24 protein-coding genes are annotated in these 21,895 nt (G+C 52.9%); 4 read left to right on the top strand and 20 right to left on the bottom strand.

Annotation, left to right across the window (positions count from 1 at the left end; all coding sequences use genetic code 11):
• Positions 1-133 precede the first annotated feature (133 nt).
• The gene (locus AC6I8R_RS12660) at positions 134-313 is read left to right on the top strand and encodes a YodC family protein (RefSeq protein WP_021182850.1); all 180 of its coding nucleotides are present in this window, start codon (positions 134-136) and stop codon (positions 311-313) included.
• A 162-nt stretch (positions 314-475) separates the two neighbouring features.
• Entirely contained in the window at positions 476-2,128 is a 1,653-nt protein-coding gene (gene dgcQ / locus AC6I8R_RS12655; protein WP_497832410.1) for a cellulose biosynthesis regulator diguanylate cyclase DgcQ, read from the top strand.
• Here the strand turns inward: dgcQ and AC6I8R_RS12650 are convergent.
• The 3 genes from AC6I8R_RS12650 to AC6I8R_RS12640 form a co-directional block, all read right to left on the bottom strand.
• Positions 2,125-3,345 (bottom strand): glycosyltransferase family protein, encoded by a 1,221-nt coding sequence (locus AC6I8R_RS12650; protein ID WP_021182852.1) that lies wholly within the window; start codon positions 3,343-3,345, stop codon positions 2,125-2,127. The genes dgcQ and AC6I8R_RS12650 overlap by 4 nt on opposite strands.
• A 31-nt stretch (positions 3,346-3,376) precedes the next feature.
• A complete protein-coding gene (locus tag AC6I8R_RS12645; protein ID WP_497832409.1) occupies positions 3,377-4,174 on the bottom strand; it encodes a mannosyl-3-phosphoglycerate phosphatase-related protein in 798 nt (265 codons plus the stop codon).
• Between the two features lie 362 nt (positions 4,175-4,536).
• The gene (locus AC6I8R_RS12640; protein ID WP_021182854.1) at positions 4,537-4,740 is read right to left on the bottom strand and encodes a DUF2525 domain-containing protein; all 204 of its coding nucleotides are present in this window, start codon (positions 4,738-4,740) and stop codon (positions 4,537-4,539) included.
• 334 nt (positions 4,741-5,074) lie between these two features.
• On the opposite strand from AC6I8R_RS12640, the gene dsrB reads away from it, so the two are divergent.
• A complete protein-coding gene (gene dsrB / locus AC6I8R_RS12635) occupies positions 5,075-5,272 on the top strand; it encodes a protein DsrB (protein WP_208724109.1) in 198 nt (65 codons plus the stop codon).
• Positions 5,273-5,385: 113 nt separating this feature from the next.
• Here the strand turns inward: dsrB and AC6I8R_RS12630 are convergent, their stop codons facing one another.
• From AC6I8R_RS12630 to fliF, 15 genes are all read right to left on the bottom strand, one after another.
• Positions 5,386-7,080, bottom strand: coding sequence for a methyl-accepting chemotaxis protein (locus AC6I8R_RS12630; protein WP_497832408.1), 1,695 nt, complete (start codon positions 7,078-7,080; stop codon positions 5,386-5,388).
• A gap of 150 nt (positions 7,081-7,230) precedes the next feature.
• A complete protein-coding gene (gene rcsA / locus AC6I8R_RS12625; RefSeq protein WP_036624919.1) occupies positions 7,231-7,866 on the bottom strand; it encodes a transcriptional regulator RcsA in 636 nt (211 codons plus the stop codon).
• Positions 7,867-8,494: 628 nt separating this feature from the next.
• Positions 8,495-9,283: a flagellar biosynthetic protein FliR gene (fliR, locus tag AC6I8R_RS12620; RefSeq protein WP_021182858.1), complete on the bottom strand. Its 789-nt coding sequence runs from the start codon at positions 9,281-9,283 to the stop codon at positions 8,495-8,497.
• Positions 9,283-9,552, bottom strand: a complete 270-nt coding sequence (fliQ, locus tag AC6I8R_RS12615) for a flagellar biosynthesis protein FliQ (protein WP_021182859.1) — start codon at positions 9,550-9,552, stop codon at positions 9,283-9,285. The genes fliR and fliQ overlap by 1 nt, the downstream gene beginning before the upstream one ends.
• Positions 9,553-9,562: 10 nt before the next feature.
• Positions 9,563-10,294, bottom strand: a complete 732-nt coding sequence (gene fliP / locus AC6I8R_RS12610; protein ID WP_036625087.1) for a flagellar type III secretion system pore protein FliP — start codon at positions 10,292-10,294, stop codon at positions 9,563-9,565.
• Complete coding sequence (gene fliO, locus AC6I8R_RS12605; RefSeq protein ID WP_021182860.1) at positions 10,294-10,689, bottom strand: flagellar biosynthetic protein FliO; 396 nt, start codon at positions 10,687-10,689, stop codon at positions 10,294-10,296. The genes fliP and fliO overlap by 1 nt, the downstream gene beginning before the upstream one ends.
• A gap of 2 nt (positions 10,690-10,691) precedes the next feature.
• Positions 10,692-11,102 (bottom strand): flagellar motor switch protein FliN, encoded by a 411-nt coding sequence (fliN, locus tag AC6I8R_RS12600; protein ID WP_021182861.1) that lies wholly within the window; start codon positions 11,100-11,102, stop codon positions 10,692-10,694.
• Positions 11,095-12,102 carry a flagellar motor switch protein FliM gene (fliM, locus tag AC6I8R_RS12595; protein ID WP_021182862.1) on the bottom strand — a complete coding sequence of 336 codons (1,008 nt, stop codon included), beginning with the start codon at positions 12,100-12,102 and terminating at the stop codon, positions 11,095-11,097. The genes fliN and fliM overlap by 8 nt, the downstream gene beginning before the upstream one ends.
• A 4-nt stretch (positions 12,103-12,106) precedes the next feature.
• Positions 12,107-12,592, bottom strand: coding sequence for a flagellar basal body-associated protein FliL (fliL, locus tag AC6I8R_RS12590; RefSeq protein ID WP_021182863.1), 486 nt, complete (start codon positions 12,590-12,592; stop codon positions 12,107-12,109).
• 129 nt (positions 12,593-12,721) lie between these two features.
• Positions 12,722-14,011 (bottom strand): flagellar hook-length control protein FliK, encoded by a 1,290-nt coding sequence (locus AC6I8R_RS12585; protein WP_497832407.1) that lies wholly within the window; start codon positions 14,009-14,011, stop codon positions 12,722-12,724.
• Positions 14,008-14,451 carry a flagellar export protein FliJ gene (gene fliJ / locus AC6I8R_RS12580; RefSeq protein ID WP_021182865.1) on the bottom strand — a complete coding sequence of 148 codons (444 nt, stop codon included), beginning with the start codon at positions 14,449-14,451 and terminating at the stop codon, positions 14,008-14,010. The genes AC6I8R_RS12585 and fliJ overlap by 4 nt, the downstream gene beginning before the upstream one ends.
• 22 nt (positions 14,452-14,473) lie before the next feature.
• Positions 14,474-15,835: a flagellar protein export ATPase FliI gene (gene fliI, locus AC6I8R_RS12575; protein WP_415174474.1), complete on the bottom strand. Its 1,362-nt coding sequence runs from the start codon at positions 15,833-15,835 to the stop codon at positions 14,474-14,476.
• A complete protein-coding gene (fliH, locus tag AC6I8R_RS12570; protein WP_021182867.1) occupies positions 15,835-16,536 on the bottom strand; it encodes a flagellar assembly protein FliH in 702 nt (233 codons plus the stop codon). The genes fliI and fliH overlap by 1 nt, the downstream gene beginning before the upstream one ends.
• Positions 16,529-17,521, bottom strand: coding sequence for a flagellar motor switch protein FliG (gene fliG, locus AC6I8R_RS12565; RefSeq protein WP_415174475.1), 993 nt, complete (start codon positions 17,519-17,521; stop codon positions 16,529-16,531). The genes fliH and fliG overlap by 8 nt, the downstream gene beginning before the upstream one ends.
• Positions 17,518-19,233, bottom strand: a complete 1,716-nt coding sequence (fliF, locus tag AC6I8R_RS12560; RefSeq protein ID WP_497832406.1) for a flagellar basal-body MS-ring/collar protein FliF — start codon at positions 19,231-19,233, stop codon at positions 17,518-17,520. Before fliF ends, fliG begins: the two co-directional genes overlap by 4 nt.
• A 231-nt stretch (positions 19,234-19,464) precedes the next feature.
• Between fliF and fliE the strand changes: the two genes are divergently transcribed.
• Positions 19,465-19,776, top strand: a complete 312-nt coding sequence (gene fliE, locus AC6I8R_RS12555) for a flagellar hook-basal body complex protein FliE (protein ID WP_021182870.1) — start codon at positions 19,465-19,467, stop codon at positions 19,774-19,776.
• Positions 19,777-20,175: 399 nt separating this feature from the next.
• On the opposite strand, the gene AC6I8R_RS12550 is transcribed toward fliE, so the two are convergent.
• Complete coding sequence (locus AC6I8R_RS12550) at positions 20,176-21,429, bottom strand: glucosyl transferase (protein ID WP_497832405.1); 1,254 nt, start codon at positions 21,427-21,429, stop codon at positions 20,176-20,178.
• Complete coding sequence (locus AC6I8R_RS12545; RefSeq protein ID WP_497832404.1) at positions 21,426-21,863, bottom strand: hypothetical protein; 438 nt, start codon at positions 21,861-21,863, stop codon at positions 21,426-21,428. The genes AC6I8R_RS12550 and AC6I8R_RS12545 overlap by 4 nt, the downstream gene beginning before the upstream one ends.
• Positions 21,864-21,895 lie beyond the last annotated feature (32 nt).

Genomic DNA, 21,895 nt, shown 5'->3' with positions numbered 1-21,895 from the left:
CTTTTTTTATTTTCCGCATATTTAACTGCTTATTCCTAAATTGCAGTAGTAATCACAATCTCTTATAGGCAAAAACCCCCCGCGCCTGCTATACCTGATGAAGTTCATTCAACGGGTAGAAGGGAGGGCGCGTATGACCTTTGCGATCAGTGACGAAGTTCAGCACAAACAGGGCGGACCCACTATGGTGGTGACCGGCTATGCCAGCGGAATGGTAGAGTGTCGTTGGTATGATGGCTACAGCGTGCGCCGTGAGGCATTCCATAGTGATGAGCTCTGTCACTTATCTGCCGCGCGTCAGCTGGCCAGCTAATAGCTGAGATGAATACGTAGCGGCACGTTTTATCGCGCGACTTTTTCTGCACCCTGCACGAAATTGCGCGATAAATCGCGCCGCTACCGATCCCCGTCTGTACGATCTTTCCCCGGCTGGCTACACTGTTTTCATTCGCCTTTTTCCGGAGCATGGTTGCTGATGGCACAAACGCCACTTCCCCGGCAGTCGGGCAATCCCTTTTTATCTGTTCACCTGTGTTTTTTTGCGGTTTTCCTTTTCTCGGCTTTCCTGACGGTGCATGAAGCGCTGGAGCTAAAAACCAGCTATGAAGATCGTCAACGTGCGCAACTGGCGGAGATTCAAAAGAATCTCGACAGTCAGTTCCAGGAGAGCGTGGATGAGCTGGTTTACTACCAAAAGATGCTGAGTTATGCGCTGACACACCCGCTTGATTCCGATAACGCGCGCGAAGCGGTGACGCGTTTCCAGGCGTTACGTCAGCATCCGTTGTGGCAATTGCAGCTGAATAGCCCGCGTAGTATGCCGCTGAACGGTGTCGGAGATGACTGGCTGGCGCGTGATCCGCTGCTAAGGCGCGACCCGGCTCTGATTGACCAGGAGATCCGCGCTGCGCTGGAGTTCAGTTTTATCATGCAATTCAGCGATCCGGACCATGATTTTCATTCGCGCTTCTGGTACATCTCCCGCGCGGGTTTTTATATCAGCTCGCGACCACCGCAAAGCCCGCAAGAATTGGAGCAAAGCTATGCCACAATGGTGCAGCGCGCCTATTTTCGTGCCCTTAACCCGCAGCAGAATCCCAGCCCCTATCTGCGCTGGACCAGCGGTTACCAGGGGCAGTTCGATGAAGGACTGATGTTGACCCTCAGCGCGCCGATTATCAGCAATGGCTACTGGTATGGCGTGTTGTCGATGGATTTCCCCCAGGCGCGCATTCGTAATCTGCTGGCGGAAACGCGTCATACGCTGTTGCAGGGTAACCTGGTGTTACTCGATCGTAAGCTGGAGGAGGTGGCTCGCCTGCATGCCCCGGATGAAGTCCCACTGAATGCTGAACAACGGCAAGAATTGCTGAAGCGTATGCAGCATGAACGCAGCGGCATATTGCGGCTGGGGACGCAGTTTGCCAGTTGGAGCAAACTGGCAAATGTCGACGGCTACATTATCAATGTGCAGACCCTGAAGCAGGGTATGAAGCAGGAGCTGGGACGCGTTACCCTGTTCCTGCTTGGCATGTGGTTGCTGTTTGTCCTGATGCTGGCGGTAGCACATCAGGTGATCTTCCGTCTGGTGCGCCGCCAGGATGAGCTCTCTGCGCGCCTCACCTGGCGGGCCAATTACGATGGTTTGACGCGTTTACTCAATCGCAGTGCCTTCTTCGAACAGTTTGTGGCGCAGGCCACCCACTGCCAGCAGTTGCAGCGACCGCTTGCGGTTATCCAGTTGGATGTCGATCATTTTAAGCAGGTCAATGACACCTGGGGGCATCATGCGGGCGATCAGGCATTGATCCGTGTAGCCAGCGTAATCAGCCATACGCTGCGTAAATACGATGTGGCGGGGCGTATTGGCGGGGAAGAATTCTGTATTGTGTTGCCGGAAACCACCCTGGCGGAAGCCAGTGTGGTGGCGGAGCGCATCCGTGCGCGTCTGGCGGCCAAAACTATCCTGGTGAACGCCAGCACCACCTTTAACATCACGCTCTCGGCCGGGGTGACCAGCAGCGAGGAGCAGGGCGATTACGACGCGGAGAGCTTGCAGGCCAAAGCCGATAGCCGACTCTACCTGGCGAAAACCAGTGGCCGTAATCGCGTGTGCAGCGCGGATTAAACCTTACCGTCGTTATCCTCTTCAACCGCCTGGTAAATCCGTTGCAGGATATCCGGAAAGGCAGATTGCACCCGGCTCCAGCTGGGAATAAAGGGTTTGTCATTCGGACGTTCAATAAATGCCTGACCGGCGTCGAGAATCGCTTGGGTGAACATCTCTACCGCCGCCTCTTCAATATGCTGGTCGAACTTCAGACCATTCATAGTGGCTTCGTGGTTGTAGACCTCCATCATATCCAGCGCGTTGCGATAATAGGTGGCTTTCAATACCCGGAATGAGTCACTGGTCAGAGGCACACCCATTGTCGCCAGTTTACGTAGCAACGATTGCACGATGTCATTGCTCATACGCTTAAGACCACCGGTGCCATCTTCTTCGGCCAGCGGCTGATGCTTATGGTCATAGTTATCGGCAATCTCTACCTGGCAGCTTTGCCGTGTGGTGTAGTTGCGATAAATCTCCGACAGCACGCCAATTTCCAGCCCCCAGTCGCCGGGAATCTTAATATTGTTCAGCACATGGGTGCGCATGGCAAATTCCCCGGACAACGGGTAGCGGAAGCTGGCGAGATAGTCGAGATATTCCGAATGACCATACACTTTTTGCAGTGAGCGCAGCAGCGGCCCCACCAGCAGTCGCCCGACACGACCATTCAGTTTGCCGCCTGCGACCCGCGCATAAAAACCTTTGCAGAATTCATACTGAAAAGCCGGGTTAGCCAGCGGATAGAGCAAGCGCGCCAGCATACTACGTTCATAAGTGACGATGTCGCAATCGTGCAACGCGACGCAACTGGTACGGTCGGAGGCCAGCGTATAACCGGTACAGAACCAGACGTTACGCCCTTTACCCGGCTGGCTGGGCGAAAGGCCCTCTTTGTCCAGTTCGGCATCCAGCGCTTTCAGACGCGGCCCGTCATTCCACAAAATACGATGGCGCTGGGGCAGGCGAGCAAAGAACTCGCGTGCAAACAGAAACTGCTCGCGGTCTGCGCGGTCGAGGCCAATCACAATCTCATCGAGGTAAGGCACTTTCGCCAGTTCATTGACAATGTTATCCAGCGCCGGTCCTTCCAGTTCGGAAAACAGCGACGGTAAAATCAGCCCCATTTTGCGTTTGCGGGCAAAACGCACCATCTCTTTTTCCAGCGACTCAACGCTACGGTGGGTGAGATTATGAAAGTTGGTAATCACGCCATTCTGGTAAAAATCACTCATCGCCTCATCCTTCTGATTAGCTGTGCGCCCGTTAATCGGGTTGGGCAAGAAAATAATCCAAACCTTCACGCCAGCCCTCGGGACCAACGTGTGCGGTGTGGTAGACGTTTTCCCCATCATCGCGCGTCAGGATGACCGGCGTTTTACTGAAGCCTTTTATGACGACGGCATAATCGACGTATTCCAGCATTGGCACATCATTGGGGCCATCTCCCAGGCCGATGGTGGTACGGGTGATCCCCTCGCGCCGGGCGAGATGCTGTTGCAACGTTTGCAGCGCGTGACCTTTTCCGCATCCTTCAGGCATCACATGCCAGAAGCGTCCTCCCTGGGTTAACGCCAGACCGTGCTGATGCAGGGCCGCCCGGAATTCATCCAGCCGTGCGGCATCATCGCGCCACAGCACCACCTCGGAAGCATCGCGTTGTCGACTCTGACTGGCTTCCGCCAGCGTCAGGCCAGTGAATCTGGACACTTCAACGTCACTGAAATCGTGAAAACCGGTGAAGCGAAAGTCAGCCTGTAAGCCTTTCAACTGCTGACAAAGTGCAAGGTAAGCTTGCCCCTGTCCTTCACTGCGTCGGTCCTCCGCCTCAAGAACAATACGGGCACCGTTTTCAGCAATAAAAGGCGATCCGGCAATGCCGAGTTTTTTTTGCAGCGGAATAATCTCGGCCGCAGTTTTGCTGGAACAGATCACCAGCGGAATCTGATTTTGTTTCAGACGTGCCAGCCATTCGCTGGCGGCATCCCAACGATAATCGTGATGGTCCAGCAGTGAGCCATCGAGGTCGGTGACGATCAATAACGGTTGGTCAAGACTGACCATCTTCACACTCCTTACACCCTTGGGCATCCGTAAAGCGAGGAATAATCAGTATAATAGCGTAATCGCGATCACACTTTTTCGCACAGCGATGGGAAGTTAACCCAGGAAAATTCCTAAAACAGGCTAACAGCAGAATTGTGCATGTGTAAAAGATGCGCAGAAAAAAGACAGCATACATGCGGTGTTTTCGGTAACAACCGCGACGTAAAACAGGTGAGGGGTTGCACCTCTGGAAAGCGTTGGCACTTGTCTTATTCAGACTGAGGCGTAATCTGGCTGCTGTGTTAGAGATTTTCCTGGTGTAACGAATTTAGCGCTTTTACTTTACCCGGCTATCCCGCCGGGTATTTTTTTGCCTGATATCAATGATGCACTTCAATGCAGGAGCAATCGTGGATATCCAGTTCAAAGGCTTGTGACAGATCAATTTGCGCATCCTGCGATCCGCTCGCGTGTGGTTGCATATGCTCTTTGATCTTGCCTGATGTCTTTTCCTGAATGGCGTTAAGCAATGTATCGATATTGCTGTTCAGGTTATCGCTATCGTCGTTTACCGTTACCATCATCGTGCCTCCTGAGCGGAGAAGGGGGACGTAGACAGTATAGACGTCTGAGGGGAATCGTGCGGAATCTGCGCAACAGGCAAAAAAAAGCCCGCGCTGCGCGGGCAAAAATCCTTGTTACTTTTAGGTTGACTGCGCCTTTGGGGTTGGTGCAGTAACAAAAATTCTACGCGCTGGCCGCGTCAAAAGTCTCGCCATTAAACGTTAAGAAAGTGAAAATCCCTTGCCAGGCGCATTCTTAGGCGAGTTGAGCAATCACCCAGGCTGATCGCGATCACACGGTTACCCAATTCTTCCGTTACACTGTGTCCGAGGCACTATTTCTGGAGAGTATTCAATGAAGGTCAATGACCGCGTGACGGTAAAGACAGACGGTGGTCCGCGCCGTTCAGGCACGATTCTGGCGGTAGAGCCATTCAATGAAGGCGTCATGTATCTGGTTGCGCTGGAGGATTATCCGCTGGGTATCTGGTTCTTTAATGAAAACGATCATGCGGATGGGGTGTTTGTCGAACCCTATGTCCCCTCACCCTAACCCTCTCCCGCTGGCGGGAGAGGGGACTGATGCGAGCACAGGCTAACATTTTGCACTGCCTCCCTCTCCCGCTTGCGGGAGAGGGCCGGGGTGAGGGCATAAGTAATCTCAGATTAGAACGTTTCCCAATTATCATTGCTGACGGTTGCCACGCGAGGCGTCAGCGCTTTTAATGTCGGCTGCACGGTCGGCGTCGGAATCAACAAACCGGGCTTGTCATTCAAACGAAACGCCGCAACCGCCTGGGTCAATTTACCCGCCTGGTCTTCCAGCGATGCTGCCGCCGAAGAGGCTTCTTCCACCAGCGAGGCGTTCTGCTGAGTCACATTATCCATCTCGGTAACCGCCAGGCTCACTTGCTGAATGCCGCGGCTCTGCTCATCTGAAGCGGCGGCGATTTCAGACATAATGTCGGTAACACGGCGCACCGCCTCAACAATCTCACTCATGGTATTGCCAGCTTCCCCTACCTGATGCGAGCCATTGCTGATCAGATCAACCGATTCTGCGATCAGAGACTCAATCTCCTTCGCCGCCTGCGCACTGCGCTGGGCCAGGCTGCGCACTTCACTGGCGACCACGGCAAAACCGCGACCCTGCTCACCGGCACGGGCGGCCTCAACGGCGGCGTTCAACGCCAGAATATTGGTCTGGAATGCAATGCTGTTGATAACATTAGTGATTTCGGCAATCTTTTTCGAGCTGCCAGAAATGTTGTTCATGGTTTTCACCACGCCATCTACCAGCTCTCCACCGCTGCGCGCTTTACCTGATGCATCGGCTGCCAGTTGGCTGGCATGATGGGCGTTTTCGGCATTCTGCTTCACGGTGGCCGTCAGTTGTTCCATGCTGGCGGCGGTCTGCTCCAGTGCGGAAGCCTGTTGTTCGGTGCGCGAGGAGAGATCGGTGTTACCGGCAGAAATCTCACTGGAACCCTGGTAGATCGCCACCGCACCTTCACGTACCACACCAACCGTACGAACCAGTGAGTCCTGCATCAGTTGCAGATTATGCAACAGGCTACCAATTTCACTGCGGCCCCATGCCTGATCGGGCGCGGTTAAATCCCCCTGAGCGATTCGTTCAATACGCGCGACAGATTGACGCAGTGGGTTAATCACCACGCGGCGCAGGAACAGGAAGGTCAGCAATACCAACACCAGTGCTGCGGCAAAGGCGGCGGCCATAGCAATAAAACCAATACGTGACTGATGCGCCGCTTCCGCATTTATCGCATCAGCGCGATTAGTACGGATCTTGATTGCCTTGAGTAATACCTCGTTATAGGCGTCATCCAGTTTGCGTGTTACATCGGTTTCCTGCGCAATAATGCCTTCAAAGCTGCCTTGTTTCGCCGAATCGATCATCGGCTTCAGACCTTTATCGATATAAGCGTTGAAGCGTTCCGTCAGCGGTGCATCCAGCGCCAGGTCTTCTGCGGTTTTGGTTTTGCGGTCCATATAAAGTTTGAAACCGGCGCGTGCCTGTTGAATACGCTGCTCGGTGCGCGCCAGGTCGGCGCGGTAACTGTCCATCTCGCCAATACGTGCGGCGGCACCAGACTGAATAACATTCAGACGTGCAGTACGCAGGTGGTTTGAGCTGTTGGAAATCCCCATACGAATCTGGATTTCATCTGTAGCGTCATTCAGCGAGTTATTGCTTTGAATCAGAAAGTAGCTGGCGAGTCCAATGCACAGGGCAAAAAGCAGCAGAATGCCACCAAAGATCATGCTGAAAAGAGGCATCAGGCGCAGGTTCTGCCAGATGCTGAGCTTATGTTGCTCATCAATCGATGCTGTTTTCATATCCTTGCTCTCATATAGGTTGGTGTTCTGAAGCTAACATCGGCAAGGGAGGGGAAAGGATTAGCCAGCAGAGTGGGATCTGCATCGCAAAATGGACAAAAACAAAAAAGGGCCAATCAGCGGATTAGCCCTTATTTTTACCGAGGGAAATTATCGCACGTTGACATAGATCCCGGAGGTGACATTATCAGTAAGACGCACAACATGATAAATAACCTGTTTATTGTGGGTCTTAATTTTACGTTTAATATTACCTTTATGTGACGAAACTGTTTTCGCCTTAATTTGCATCTTGTCTGAAATCTGAATGGTGTCATGTCCTGACATCCACATTTTCAGCATATTTGACTCAGTCTGGCTTAATGTCAGAGGGTGAATGTCAAGCCCGGCTGAAATTCGTGGTGCTGCATTGAGTTTCTTTTGCAGATAGGTGCCGAGTAGGGAATCCAGGGTCGATGTTTTAATCGATTTTGACGTAATAATCAGGTTCTTACGAACGTAGAGATATTCCTCAAAATGGATGTTTGAGATCGCCATGAAGATGAAAAATAGGGTGTCAGGATGCTGCATAATAATGCCGCGGATACGATCGCTGGAGTCGGATTCATGAATGAACGATTCTTCGTTAATAAATACGACCCCGGGTTTTAGCTGTTCACATCTTTGTTGCAATTGCTCGATGTCAGACACGGAAGTAATATTTTTCTTTTTAACTCCTTTTGCGGACATATAGTCCGATAATCCCAGGCGTGTGTAGTTGCATGAATCCATAATAATCGTTGGCATGTTAGCGACCCTCACCAATTTGTTATCCGTTTAAATCAACGATGAATTACGCGTTTGCGGTACGAGAGAGATTTCCAAAGACACTTTTTTATTCTGCTCAGCAGCCTGGCGGAGTAAACCCGTGCGCCATCATGACTCTTCCCTGACCCGTTCTGCGAAGTTTATTGTGTTACTTCAACGTCACTCTTGACCCCGCGATAGTGGGAATCGCCGGGAATTTGTTTTAAGTCGGTAAATCGCTCATTTTTGCGAGCCATGTCACTATCGCGCATGTCACAGACAAATCTGATAGGACAAATCTTAAAAACATTTGAAATACGAAAGTGTGACGTTTCAGCGAGTGTTGACAATGCCGGAAAAAAGGTTTTCTTACAAGAAAAATCGCTGCTAAATTTTTTTTGTTTAAAAACAATCTATTGGGCATTTTCTCAACGAATCCACACGCTTAGGCACTGTAGGATTCGTCTGACTAAAATACTTGAAGCGCCGTTTAATAAGAATAATTTTCACCAGAAATGCGCATTTATCAGATTTTCCTCAGTTGATTTCTGAGAATTATGGTTCGAAAAATGCACAAATAGATTTTGAACGCTTAACTATCACTTAAGAACGGCTACAGATTCGTTAATCAACTCGTACGGGAGAGTTCTGACAGGAACTGAGCGAGCAAATCAAAGACTTCACTGAAGAGATGTTCGCAAAAAGGGGCAAGGAGAGGCATCATCAGACCGATGCTCAGGATCCCCACAGTTAAGGTGATTGGGAAGCCAACAACGAAAACTGATAACTGTGGTGTAACACGGTTTAACAAACCCAGGGCCATATTGAGCGTGAGGAGCAGAACGATTAATGGCAGCGCTAACATCATGCCATTAAGGAAAATTAATCCCGCTGCCTTCACCAACGCCATAAACGCGTTAGCGTTGAGCGGATGATCGCTGATCGGCATGGTGTGAAAACTGTCGACCAGCATCGAGATGAGCCACAGATGACCGTTGAAGGTCAGGAACAGCAGCATCGCCAGCATATCAAGAAAACGCGCCAGCACCGGCATATTCAGACGGCTGCCAGGGTCAAAGAAGGTAGCGAATGACAACCCCATCTGCAAGCCAATCACTTCGCCCGCCATACGCACCGCACCGAATGCAAACTGCATGGTCAGCCCCAGACCGACACCAATCAGAATTTGCTGCAGCAGCAGCCAGAAACCGGCAGCAGTAAACAGGGTGACTTCAACCGGTGGCAGCAACGGCATCAAAATCCACGTCGTCAGCACCGCCAGACCAATTTTGACGCGGTTCGGGATACTTTTCTCGCTGAGTACCGGCGCGCTGGCAAACAGCGCCAGCAAACGCACCATCGGCCAGAAGAACTGGCTGACCCAATGAACTAACTGGCCGCTGTCGAGGTTAATCATTAACCGATGATATAAGGCAGGTTGCTAAACAGGGTGCGCATGTAATCCAGGATCAGGTTAAGCATCCACGGACCGGCAACCACCGCAGTGGCGGCCACGGCAAGAATTTTGGGAATAAATGACAGGGTTTGTTCGTTGACCTGCGTAGCCGCCTGCAACAGGCTGATAATCAGGCCACTCACCAGCGCCACCAGCAACATGGGTGCCGCCATCATCAGGGCAACACGCATCGCGTCCTGTCCCATTACCATTACCGATTCGGGTGTCATGCTGCACTCCTCAGGAATAGAAACTTTGCGCCAGTGAACCCACCAGCAGCTGCCAGCCATCCACCAGCACGAACAGCATCAGCTTAAACGGCAGTGAAATAGTGGCGGGAGGGACCATCATCATCCCCAACGCCATCAACACGCTGGCAACCACCAGGTCGATGATCAGGAAAGGGATAAAGACGGTAAAACCAATCTGGAATGCGGTCTTCAGCTCACTGGTGACATAGGCAGGCAGCAGAATGCGCATCGGCACCGCTTCCGGCCCCTCAATCGGCGGCGTATTTGCCAGACGGGCAAACAGCGCTAAATCCGCTTCACGCGTCTGACGCAGCATAAATTCACGCAGCGGCTGTGCACCCTTATCAATGGCGACATCCATGCTGATCTTGTCCTGGCTAAACGGCAGATAAGCGTCGGAATAAATCTTGTCGAAAGTGGGTGCCATGATGAAGAAGGTGAGGAACAGCGCCAGACCGACCAATACCTGGTTCGGCGGTGCTGATGGCGTACCGAGCGCGTTGCGCAACAAGCCAAATACAATAATGATGCGGGTGAAACTGGTCATCATCAGCAGCACTGCCGGAATAAAAGTCAGTGAGGTGATAAAAACCAGCGTCTGCACCGGCAACGACCAGCTCTGGCCACCATTTGCCAACGGATGGCTCACCAAACCGGGCAGTTGCGCATGCGCAACCGGTGCCAGCAACAGCAGCGGCAGAAGAGGAAGCAAACGACGCATCATTGGGTTTTTCCGGGGCGTTTAACCAGAGTGTTTAACAGTTGACGAAAATCCTGCGGCGCGGGTGGCGCAGCAGCATCTTCAGGCGCAAGCGGTGGCAGGGTATGCAGGTGAGTGACCTGTTGTGCGGTGACGCCAAGAACCAGACGGGCATCCTGGGTATCAACAATCACCACCCGCTCGCGTTGGCCGACCTGTACGCTGGCACTGACTTTCAGCGCCTGACCGCTCACCGCCTTCGGTGCAAAACCGAGGCGGCGTGCCAGCCAGCCACAGGCGAGGATCAGTAACACAATCACCGCCAGCACGCTGCTGACCTGGCCAATCACCGAACCGGCTGAAACCACCGGTTGGCTGTGGCTGGCAGGTTGTACCGTTTGCGCGTTCTTCAACATACTTAGCGGCTCAGACGACGCATACGTTCAGACGGGGTGATGATATCGGTAATGCGCACGCCATACTTGTCGTTCACCACCACCACTTCACCCTGGGCAATCAGGTAGCCGTTGATCAGAATATCCAGCGGTTCACCGGCCAGACCGTCCAGCGCCACCACCGAACCCTGCGTCAGGCGCAGCAGCTCTTTGATGGTCATTTTGGTCCGACCCAGCTCCACGGTCAGTTTGACCGGGATATCCATGATCAGATCGATGTCCTGCAATGATCCGCTGGCACCGCCGCCGTCGAGCGACTTAAATACCGCTTCGCTTTGCTCCGGCGCGCTGGTTGCCGCCTGCTCGTTCATTGCAGCAGCCCACAGATCGTCCGCGGAGATGTCGTCATCGGACGGTTTCTTGCTGTCACTCATTGGGCTGTTCCTCATTCAGCGAATTCAAAATCGGGTTAATCAGATGCTCGACACGCAGCGCATACTGGCCGTTTAACGTGCCGTACTGGCTGGTAAGCACCGGTACGCCATCTACGTGTGCGATGATGCGATCCGGCTTCTCAATGGGCAGGACGTCACCAGGTTTCAGTTGCAAAATACGTGACAGACGCAGCGACACATCGGCGAAGTGGGCAATCAGCTCCAGCTCCGAGTGCTGCACCTGTTTCACCAGGTTGTCGCGCCAGTGGTTATCTTCCTGACGAGAGTTCTCCAGTGGGGGATTGACCAGCAGCTCACGCAGCGGCTCAATCATCGAAAATGGAATACAGATGTTGAATTCACCCACCAGGTTGCCAATCTCCACCTGGAACGGGGTGTTCACCACGATATCGTTCGGCGAGGTGGTGATGTTGGTGAACTTCACCTGCATCTCAGAACGGACATACTCCACATCCAGCGGGTAAATCGCTTTCCATGCGTCGCTGTAGCCTTCCAGCGCCAGCTTCAGCATGCGGCGAATGACGCGCTGCTCGGTATGGGTAAATTCGCGGCCTTCCACTTTGGTCGGGAAGCGGCCATCGCCACCGAACAGGTTATCCACGGCGATAAACACCAGACTCGGCGAAAACACCACCAGCGCGGTGCCGCGCAGCGGTTTCAGGTGGATCAGGTTCAGGTTGGTCGGCACCGGCAGGTTGCGGGCAAACTCATGGTACGGCTGAATCTTGATCGCCCCGACGCTGATATCCGGGCTGCGGCGCAACAGGTTAAACAGCGCCATACGAAAGTGACGGGCAAAACGCTCATTGATGATCTCCAACGCCTGCAAACGTTCACGCACCACGCGACGTTGGGTATTGGGATCATAGGGACGAATATCACTGTCGCCCCCGTTGGAACTCTTCTCTACTTCCGCGCTGTCACTGTCGCCATTGAGCAGCGCGTCAATCTCAGCCTGGGAGAGAATGCTATCGCCCATTAAATCACCTCAAAATGAAGGCGGTAAACAGCACGTCACTGACCACCTGCGGAGGTTGACCTTTTACCAGCGGCGGCGCCAGCACCTGTTTGATTTGATCAACCAGGGCCTGTTTGCCTTGCTCAGAAGCCAGCGCCGCAGCGCTTTGACGTGAGAGCAGCAACAGCAGGCGGCTGCGCACTTCCGGCAGGTAGTCATTCAGCCGACGTCGGGTGTCCTCATCGGGCAGACGCAGCGTAAAGCCTACGTACAGCACACGGTCAGGATCGTTGTCAGGATTGACCAGGTTAACCGTAAAAGTATCCATTGCAAAAAATACGGGGGCAGGGGGTGGCTCTACTTTCGCCACTTCCGGCTTATCGCCCTCGTGTTTATTCATCATTCGCCAGACTGCATAGCCTGCCACGCTGCAAGCGGCCAGCGTCACAATCAGTAACACCGGAATTAATATTGAACGTTTGCGGCCTTTAGCTTTCGCGTTATCAGACATGTTTGCAGTTACTTCCTGTGAATTATGGGCAAGCCTTTCGGCTCGCCTGGACAGATTATCCCGCGTCTTAAGTCAAACAATGGGAAGAAAAGACGCGGGTTTTACGCTTACCTTCAGCGTTAGCCGCTGTCAGGCAAAGATATCGACAGCGCCGTTGCCGGTCGCGCGCGCCTGAAGGGCTGCCGGGACGGCAATAGGCGTTATCTCGTTGTCACTGTCCTGGGAGAGGATAAAGCTGCCGTGCTGGCCATCACGGCGACCTTCCTGCTGACCCTGATAATTCTGGCCTTGTGCGGAAGCGTCGCTGCTGACATTACTCTGTCCCAGGTTTATACCGCTCTCCGCCAGCGCCGTTTTCAGCTGTGGGAGAGCCGCTTCCAGCGCGGCCCTCACATGGCTGTGGCTGGAAACCATATTCAACTGTGCCTGATCCTTATCCAGGGTCAGGCTGATCTGAATTGCACCCAGGTCCTCCGGGTGCAGACGCAACTCAGCATTCTGCTGGCCGTTGCGACTAAACATCACAATCTGCTGACTCAGCGCCTGCTGCCATTCCGACGAACCAAGTTGCGCATTCAGCATCGGTGTCGACGGTGTGGTGCTGGTCGACGCGGTGCTGCTGGTCAGTGTGCTGCTACTGCTCAGCGGTGCGCTGGTTACCGGCGTTGTCGTGTCGCTACTGCTCAGATCACGCTTATCATCCGGTTTACTTAGCGTACTCAACACCTGCTGAAAACTCTCATCCAGCGTCAGGGCGGTGCTGTTAGTCGAACTGCTGCTGGCCGTGGTGCTGGTGGCCTGCGTTGTGGTGGTTTGCGCGGTTAACGCATCAGCCACATCGCTGCTTTTCTTCGTCGCTGCCGTTGTCACTGCCGTTGTGGTGGCGGTCGTCGTATCCGACTGCTCATCCTTAACTTTACTGGTCAGCGCACTGAGTAACGTACTGTTCAGACTGGCTCGACTGTCACTGGTATTCTCACTCAGCGCTGTGGTGGCCGCTGTTTGCGTAGTACGATCTTCCACCGCTGCCGGTAACATGGCGAACAGGGCCTGAACATTCTGTAAGTCGCTGGCGCTTAACGAACTTGCCTCAGTCTTATCCTTATCATCGGCTGATTTCAGCGTGGCTTTAATATTTTCCGGCTGTAAAAGTGCGTTCAGCGTCTCTGGTTTGTCCAGTACCTCCAGCAGCGCGCTCAGAGAGACACTTTTGCTGGATTTTTCATCGCTTTCTGCTGATGAATCAGCCGATTGCGCGTTGGTGCCTTGCTGTTTTGCCAGCGTCAATAACTGATTTCCCAGGGCGGTAACGAAGTCCTGCGGCAGGTTTTCCACCCCTTGCAGAATGTCCGTTGAAGCTGAAGTATCAGCTTCACCCGAACTGGCAGTTTGTGTAACGAGTGTTGGCAGCGTAATCATTCGCCTTTCCTCAGTGCGGCCCGTTGGGCGTATTCATCCATCCGTTTCTGATCGAGACGGTTTTCTTGTCGTAATGCGGTTTCGGCGGCGCGGGTAATCAGCGTTTGATAGGCATTAAGCCGTTTCTGCTTTTCGCGCCAGTTATTAAGAGCCTGATCGAGGCGCTGACTCCATTGCTGCAACTGTTGGCGATGCTGCTCAATGGCTTTTTCCAGCGTCTGAATAAATTGGTGATAGTTGGTCCAGCGGGTGCTGGCGATACCGCCAGACATATCCTGATTCAGCTTGTTGCGATACTCATCCTGGTAATCGAGCAGCATATGCAGCTGCTCGTCAGCTTGCTGGTGGCCGCGGCGCATATCACCAAGGTGAATGACCGCTTTCTCCAGATCCTGTTCCGCCAGGTCGCGCAATGTATCGATAGCATTGGCCGTTTTCATTGCAATCCCCCTTCACGCAGGTTTAACCGAACATCGCCTGTAAATGCAGGCAGGCATCGTCGTAGTCGCTGCGTTCGAAAATCCCCTGTTGCAGGAAGGCTTCCATCTGTGGATAGAGCTTAATGGCCCGATCCAACATCGGATCGCTACCTGCGGCGTAGGCCCCCACGCTGACCAGATCGCGGTTGCGCTGGAAGCTGGAGAGCAGTTGCTTAAACTGACGCACGCGGGCGTAGTGGTTTTCATCGATCAACGCGGTCATGGCACGGCTGATCGAGGCTTCAATATCTATCGCCGGATAATGTCCCGCTTCCGCCAGACGGCGCGATAACACGATATGTCCGTCAAGAATGGCGCGCGCGGAGTCGGCAATCGGGTCCTGCTGGTCGTCACCTTCGGTCAGAACGGTATAAAAGGCGGTAATGGAGCCGCCGCCATGCGTACCGTTACCGGCGCGTTCCACCAGCGCGGGCAATTTGGCAAACACTGAAGGTGGATACCCTTTGGTGGCAGGAGGTTCACCGATAGCCAGCGCGATCTCACGCTGGGCCATAGCGTAGCGGGTGAGTGAGTCCATAATCAGCAGCACATGCTGACCGCGATCGCGAAAATCTTCGGCGATGCGGGTGGCATAGGCCGCGCCCTGCATACGCAGTAGCGGTGAGACATCAGCCGGAGCTGCAATGACCACCGAACGTGCCCGGCCTTCGGCGCCGAGAATGTTTTCAATAAACTCTTTAACCTCACGGCCACGTTCACCAATCAGGCCAACCACAATCACATCGGCTTTGGTGTAACGCGCCATCATGCCGAGCAGTACGCTTTTGCCGACGCCGGAACCGGCGAACAGGCCCATACGCTGCCCGCGTCCGACGGTAAGCAGGGCGTTGATAGCGCGTACGCCGGTATCCAGTACATCCTCAATCGGGGTACGTTGTAACGGGTTGAAAGGGGCGGTGATCAACGGCGCGCGATAGCCGGTTTCCGGGGCGGGCAGGCCATCAAGTGGCTTACCGCTGCCATCGAGCACCCGGCCCAGCAGTTGTGGACCGAGCAGCAACTGTTTGCCGCTGTGCGCGTTATCACCGGTGACACGCGCATAAACGCGAGCACCGGGCAAAATCCCGTCCACTTCTTCCAGCGGCATCAGAAACAGTTTCTGGCCGTTAAAGCCGACCACTTCACTTTCTACTTCAGTGATATTCGCGCCGTCATGACGTTCAATAATACAGGTGGCACCCAGCGGCAGTTGCAGGCCGGTGGCCTCCAGAACCAGGCCAGTGGCACGAACCAGGCGGCCATAGCGACGTACGGTCTGCACCTGGGAAATACGATCTTCGAAGGCGTCCAGCGCCCCGAGCCAGCGATTGAGGCGCGTGCTCATCAGAACTCTCCCGGTGCCGCCAGGCGGCACAATTCCTGCCAGCGTGTTGCTACGCTGGCGTCGAGATCGCCATCCTCGGCGCTGAGTTTACAGCCGCCAGGGTGCAGGGTACTGTCGGCCAGCAGACGCCAACCGTGCAGATCCAGCGTCGGGCCGAGGGTTTGTTCAATTCGTTGCAGGTCATCCGGGTGCACGCGTAGCTGGGGTTTCCCGCTGAACATCGGCTCCTGTTGAATCAACTGTTGAATCTGACGCAGCAGCGCGCTGCCATCGACCGTCGTTGCCTGACCGATAACGGTGCGTGCGGCTTCCAGCGCCAACTGCATCAAACGTGCGGCGATCACGCTATCGAGCGACTCCAGCGTGTGCTGAAACTCTGTCACCAGTTGCTGCATACGCGCTTGCAACGGCGCCTGCTGCTGTTGGGCGTCAGCCAGGCCCTGCTGGAAACCAGCGTCGTAGCCATGTTGCTGCGATTCAGCATGACCTTTCTGGTAGCCTTCGCTGTAGCCCTGCGTTTGCGCCTCTTTGCGCATCTGCTGTTGCAGACGCTCCAGTTGTTGTTGCTGTTCATCTTCGGCACTCAGCACTTCGTCGCTGATGGACTCCAGCGGCAGCTCTTCGGGTTCAGAATCGAATGAACGCCCTAAATCATCAGGCTGCCAGCGTTGCCACGGACGGGCGGAAAAGGCATCAGACATAGGTTTCCTCGCCACCACCAATTACCATTTCGCCTGCCTCTGCCAAACGGCGTACCACCAGCAGGATGGCTTTCTGTTCGTTTTCCACCGCAGACATACGGACCGGGCCACGGTTGGCAAGGTCGTCGCGCAGGATATCCGCCGCACGGGCTGACATGTTTTTGAGGAACTTCTCGCGCAGCGGCTGTTCGGCGCCCTTCAGGGCGATCAGCAACTGCTCGGATTCCACTTCCTGCAACAGACGCTGGATGCTGCGATCGTCCACTTCCACCAGGTTTTCGAACAGGAACATCTCGTCGATGATCTTCTGAGCCAGTTCGCCGTCGAAGTCGCGAACCGCTTCGATAACCGCCTCTTCCTGCTGGGTTTTCATCAGGTTGATAATTTCCGCTGCGGTTCTCACGCCGCCCATCTTCGCGCGTTTGAGGTTAGTACCATCCAGCAGGGTGTTGAGCACTTCGGTCAGCTCGGCCAGCGCTGCTGGCTGCACGCCGCCGAAGGTGGCGATACGCAGCATCACATCGTGGCGCAGACGTTCGTCGAACAGCGCCAGAATATCTGCCGCCTGACCACGTTTGAGGTGGACCAGGATGGTGGCGATAATCTGCGGATGCTCGTCGCGGATAAGGTCTGCCGCCGCCTGCGGTTCCATAAAGTTGAGCGTTTCCATACCGCTGGTGGTTTCGCGGGTTTCGAGAATATCTTCCAGCAGGCTGGAAGCACGCTCTTCGCCCAGCGCCTTAATCAACACGGTGCGCAGGTAATCGTTGGAGTTGAGACTGAGCGCGGCAAACTGCTCGGCATTCATCTCAAACTCACGCAACACCTCGGTCAGCTGCTTGTGCGAAATCTGTTTCATGCTGGCCATGGCCGCACTCAGATGCTGTACTTCACGCTGGTTGAGGTGTTTAAACACCTCAGACGCACGATCCTCGCCGATAGTCATCATCAGAATGGCGCTTTTTTCAGTACCGGTCAGACTCATAGTTCGTTACTCATCCAGTCACGGATCACCAGCGCAACAACGCGTGGATCGTTTTCAGACATATCGCGGATACGCTGGCTCATTACTTCCGCGCTCATGCGGTTATTTGATTTGCGTTCCTGATCCAGCTCATCTTTACTGAGCTGCACGCTATAGGCTTCTTCCTCTTCCTGCGCAGCGGCGCGGGCGGCAGCGGCTTCTACGGCGGCCTGTTCCTGCTGACGCTTACGCATAATCTGCGGACGTACCAGTTTGCGATAGAGGATGAAGGCAACCAACGCCACCAGCAGCCAGCGACCGGCATTCATCAACTGATCAAAGAACGACTGCTGTTGCCAGAAGGGCAGGTCGCCACCGGCAGGCTCGGTCATATTGAACGGTGAGTTCACCACGTTGATGCTGTCGCCACGGTTCTGCGAATAGCCCATCGCTTCACGGGTCAGGTCTTCAATCTGCTTAATCTGCTGATCATTCAGGGCAACTTCTTTGCCTTTGTCGTCAGTGCGGTAGTTCACCACCACCGCGACCGACAGACGCTGCACATCCCCGACGTTCAGCTTGGTATGACGGATGGTGCGATCCAGTTCGTAGTTAACGGTGTCGTCACGGCGTGAACTGCTTGGGCCGCTCTTTTCGCTGGTACTGGTGCTGGTGCCATTGGCCGGATTGTTTTGTCCATTGGCATTCTGGCCATTGGCATTGTTAGCGGGCGGATTGGTCACCGGCGCAGTATTCGCTGGGGCGGGCTGATTTGACAATGCGCCCGGTACGCCACCTGGGTACGGGCTACCGTTCTGCTCGCTGGTGCTGGTCTGACGCGAACGAATCGCTGAATTATCAGGGCTACCGTTAGGCTGATATTTCTCATCCGTCTGTTCGCTACGGTCAAAGTTGAGCTGCGCTGTCACCTGCGCATGCACATTGCCCTGGCCAACAATAGGATTAAGAATCGCTTCGATGCGCTGCTGATAGCGGCCTTCCACTTCGGCGGTATATTTCAGCTGGGCATCGTTCAGATCACGGCCTTCGCTGTCAGAACGGGTCAGCAGGCGACCGGCCTGGTCTACCACTGTCACGTTACCCGGCGGCAGGCCAGGCACACTGCTCGAGACCATGTGCACCACGGCCTGAATCTGACCTTCGTCCAGGGCGCGGCCAGGTTGCAGATTCAGCGTAACGGAAGCCGACGGCGCTTTCTGCTCACGCACGAACAGGGTCGGTTTCGGCATCGCCAGATGAATACGCGCGCTCTTGACCGGACCGAGTGTTTCGATAGTTCGTGCCAGTTCACCTTCCAGTGCACGTTGATAGTTAACCTGCTCGCTGAACTGGCTGATGCCGAACTTTTCTTTATCCATCAGTTCAAACCCTACCGAGCCACCTTTCGGCAACCCTTGTTGGGCGAGACGCAGGCGCAGTTCATGCACCTTATCGGCCGGCACCATCAGTGCACCGCCGTTCTCGGCAAACTGGTAAGGAATGTTCATCTGGGTCAGTTGAGTGACAATCGCGCCGCCATCCTCATCAGAGAGGTTGCTATAAAGGACGCGATAGTCGGGGGCTTTTGCCCAGAGCACCAACGCAAAAACCACTGCGATAGCCGCAGCGGCAGCGATAATTAAGGGAATTCGCGGATTGGCGCGCAGGCGGGCGAGAAGGTCACTGAAGCCTTTCTTGGTTGTATCCTGTGTAGCGGCTGCACTCGCATTCATGACCGATTCCTGCCTGACATAATTGACCGGGTGAGTTGTGGTGACAAAACGGACTCCCTGAAACGTCGAAAAATGAAATTCCACTCCAATGCTTTGCATTATTTTCTGAATCGCGAAATTTGATGGGCGAAAAAGCCGGGGTTTTTGCAGTCATTTAACGCCTTTGTCTTATTGACAGTGTGATAACTTTTCCAGCGTGAAAAAATGAATCATCTTCAACGAGGTAATGGCATGTCGATTCAGGCAATTGATGGTGTTCTGCAACAGCTTCAGCTGACGTCGTTGCAAGCCAGCGGCCAGCAGAGTGACGCCACTCAGCAGGTGGACTTTGGCGCAACCATGAAAGCGGCGCTGGATAAGATCAGTGAAACGCAAAACAATGCGCGCAGTCAGGCACAGGATTTTGAACTGGGTAAACCGGGCGTGGCGTTAAATGATGTGATGGTCGATCTGCAAAAATCGTCGATTTCTATGCAGATGGGGATTCAGGTCAGGAACAAGCTGGTGTCGGCTTATACCGATATTATGAATATGCAGGTGTAGATGGTTAACTTACTGAATTGTATTAGGTTTAACCTCCAGGTGCTTTTCAGTAAGGCTTATGCAGGGCAACGTCAGCAAATTTCGAGTTAATCAGGCTCACCTGCTGGTCGTTGTTTTCCTGCATCCATGTTTCGTAAACCATATAGACCATCTGTTAATTGAAATGAACCATCTGCGCGGCAACAGAATAGTATGCGCTTGACTCAACATTAACGGTACCACCTTACCTATCCTGCAAGTCGATATCCTCCCATGCCAGCGCACACAATTCCGCATTACTAACATCAGGGTAATTAACTCGCCTGGTGCGGCAATCCCTTCCGGGACTTACCGCATTTGTTTGACTTTCACAGACCAGACTTATTGATAAAAAAGGCCATCTGTTTGATGGCCTCATTATTATTTTTTTCTTATATCCATAAACCATCCAGGAGGGTTTATCCTTATTCTCACGTTTGCACCTTGAGAAGCAGATTCGAACTTTTGTATGTCTTCCTTATACCCAACCTCATCGTATGGAAGCATCTCGAATCCGTAATGACATGTGAAAATTGCAAACACGGACAAAGAAAGTAGGAGCTGATTTTTATATATGCCAGTTTTATGTATTGCGTACAAAACAAAACAGAAGAATGCAAAGTTAGTAATGAAGAAGTATCGTTCTCCATTACCGGGACCGAAGAAAACCGGCCATTGAGGCTCGGTAAGGCTCATCATTGGTTTTGCCAGTGCAAACCCAAACATAAGAGCTGGGAAAATTAATGCTACCTTAAATCTCCAGCCTGAGCGCACAAAGAAGAAAATCAATGGAACTAAAAATAAAATAAATACACCAAGTGACAGCCATTTGTTATATGGCATGAATGCAATCATATCGTTTGGAAGGAACGTACCACCAATCACTCTGTAGGAAATTATCTTAACCAGGATGCCGATCGATGCCCCAAGTGGTGCGGAAGATCTTGCCGTGTCAGGTGAGAGGAGGATTGCGGCAACCTGTATTATGCAGCAAACAGCCATGCACACATCGAAGGCATCAATCCCTTTGATTGCGTTGAATATGCCACCTCGTTGGTAAATGCGCTTAATGATAAGGCATGGAGCAATGAATACAACAAATGGCCCGCTCAAACCGCTAATGATTAGTAATGAAAAATCATGCACTTTCCATAGCCTGGTATCAGGTTCATTTGCCATAACAACTGTCAACAGGTACATAGAAAGATACCAGTGAGCGTTGGTTATGTTTACAAATCCTTCTGCTAGGTTTGGCATTAGAATGAAATATAACGCAGCAACAAGTCTGAACTTGATGTCGATAAATTTCATTCGCTCTGAAAGAATAAAGCCTACGAAAAAGCAACGGATAAGTATTGCTATTACGTTTGCGATAAGCGCTGCATTACTTATCCCAAACATCAGAGCGATACCATATGTAATTCTTGATATGGTCTGATAATAACCATTTTGTGGTAAAAACAATGATGACCAGAATCCATCATTGTAGATCCCTGCCATCCATATTCTACCATCTTCAGCCCAGGGTTGAGCATTTTGTATAATGTCTGGTCTTCTTGTCACCAACAAGATAAAAGAGGCGGCCATTACAAATACAATGTGCCATCCTGTCACTTTCCATGGTTTAGTGCTCATAGTCCACCTTGAAGAGAATTGCACGAATAGTTTATTACTCTTCTCTTTCCGTCTGATTTGTCAATTATCATAATATTTGCGTTGAATGAATCGGGCACACCAGGAAGGTCAAGTACACCGGAAAATCCCACAGTCTCTTTCTTTCCCAACAAAAACTCATCTGATACATCACTGCGAAGGGTTCTTTTAACATGAATATCAAGATTTGCTTTTTCACCTTCGTAGATTATAGCGATATCTCCCGGACCGTTATCATCACCAGATATGTACCAACCGGCAATGTATAAAGTAGCCCCTCTAATCATGCATTGGTCTACGTGATATCTGACGCTTTTGTAATCCATTGAGGAAGTGTAAGGGGGGGTAGCCAGAGCAATACAGGCTACTGCCAGCAACCCAAGGGCCAAAAGCGGAGATACTTTAGCGCTTTTCATAACCACTCCTTCTGTTGGAAGGTGCAAATCCT

This window comes from Pantoea sp. X-Soil-OKNW-713 (assembly GCF_059730685.1).
This window is presented reverse-complemented; position numbering and strand designations above follow the sequence as displayed.

Excerpts from the sequence above, each read along its gene's own strand:
- AC6I8R_RS12660 (WP_021182850.1), top strand. The coding sequence starts at position 134 with ATGACCTTTGCGATCAGTGACGAAGTTCAGCACAAACAGGGCGGACCC.
- dgcQ (WP_497832410.1), top strand. The coding sequence starts at position 476 with ATGGCACAAACGCCACTTCCCCGGCAGTCGGGCAATCCCTTTTTATCT.
- AC6I8R_RS12650 (WP_021182852.1), bottom strand. The coding sequence starts at position 3,345 with ATGAGTGATTTTTACCAGAATGGCGTGATTACCAACTTTCATAATCTC.
- AC6I8R_RS12645 (WP_497832409.1), bottom strand. The coding sequence starts at position 4,174 with ATGGTCAGTCTTGACCAACCGTTATTGATCGTCACCGACCTCGATGGC.
- AC6I8R_RS12640 (WP_021182854.1), bottom strand. The coding sequence starts at position 4,740 with ATGATGGTAACGGTAAACGACGATAGCGATAACCTGAACAGCAATATC.
- dsrB (WP_208724109.1), top strand. The coding sequence starts at position 5,075 with ATGAAGGTCAATGACCGCGTGACGGTAAAGACAGACGGTGGTCCGCGC.
- AC6I8R_RS12630 (WP_497832408.1), bottom strand. The coding sequence starts at position 7,080 with ATGAAAACAGCATCGATTGATGAGCAACATAAGCTCAGCATCTGGCAG.
- rcsA (WP_036624919.1), bottom strand. The coding sequence starts at position 7,866 with ATGCCAACGATTATTATGGATTCATGCAACTACACACGCCTGGGATTA.
- fliR (WP_021182858.1), bottom strand. The coding sequence starts at position 9,283 with ATGATTAACCTCGACAGCGGCCAGTTAGTTCATTGGGTCAGCCAGTTC.
- fliQ (WP_021182859.1), bottom strand. The coding sequence starts at position 9,552 with ATGACACCCGAATCGGTAATGGTAATGGGACAGGACGCGATGCGTGTT.
- fliP (WP_036625087.1), bottom strand. The coding sequence starts at position 10,294 with ATGCGTCGTTTGCTTCCTCTTCTGCCGCTGCTGTTGCTGGCACCGGTT.
- fliO (WP_021182860.1), bottom strand. The coding sequence starts at position 10,689 with ATGTTGAAGAACGCGCAAACGGTACAACCTGCCAGCCACAGCCAACCG.
- fliN (WP_021182861.1), bottom strand. The coding sequence starts at position 11,102 with ATGAGTGACAGCAAGAAACCGTCCGATGACGACATCTCCGCGGACGAT.
- fliM (WP_021182862.1), bottom strand. The coding sequence starts at position 12,102 with ATGGGCGATAGCATTCTCTCCCAGGCTGAGATTGACGCGCTGCTCAAT.
- fliL (WP_021182863.1), bottom strand. The coding sequence starts at position 12,592 with ATGTCTGATAACGCGAAAGCTAAAGGCCGCAAACGTTCAATATTAATT.
- AC6I8R_RS12585 (WP_497832407.1), bottom strand. The coding sequence starts at position 14,011 with ATGATTACGCTGCCAACACTCGTTACACAAACTGCCAGTTCGGGTGAA.
- fliJ (WP_021182865.1), bottom strand. The coding sequence starts at position 14,451 with ATGAAAACGGCCAATGCTATCGATACATTGCGCGACCTGGCGGAACAG.
- fliI (WP_415174474.1), bottom strand. The coding sequence starts at position 15,835 with ATGAGCACGCGCCTCAATCGCTGGCTCGGGGCGCTGGACGCCTTCGAA.
- fliH (WP_021182867.1), bottom strand. The coding sequence starts at position 16,536 with ATGTCTGATGCCTTTTCCGCCCGTCCGTGGCAACGCTGGCAGCCTGAT.
- fliG (WP_415174475.1), bottom strand. The coding sequence starts at position 17,521 with ATGAGTCTGACCGGTACTGAAAAAAGCGCCATTCTGATGATGACTATC.
- fliF (WP_497832406.1), bottom strand. The coding sequence starts at position 19,233 with ATGAATGCGAGTGCAGCCGCTACACAGGATACAACCAAGAAAGGCTTC.
- fliE (WP_021182870.1), top strand. The coding sequence starts at position 19,465 with ATGTCGATTCAGGCAATTGATGGTGTTCTGCAACAGCTTCAGCTGACG.
- AC6I8R_RS12550 (WP_497832405.1), bottom strand. The coding sequence starts at position 21,429 with ATGAGCACTAAACCATGGAAAGTGACAGGATGGCACATTGTATTTGTA.
- AC6I8R_RS12545 (WP_497832404.1), bottom strand. The coding sequence starts at position 21,863 with ATGAAAAGCGCTAAAGTATCTCCGCTTTTGGCCCTTGGGTTGCTGGCA.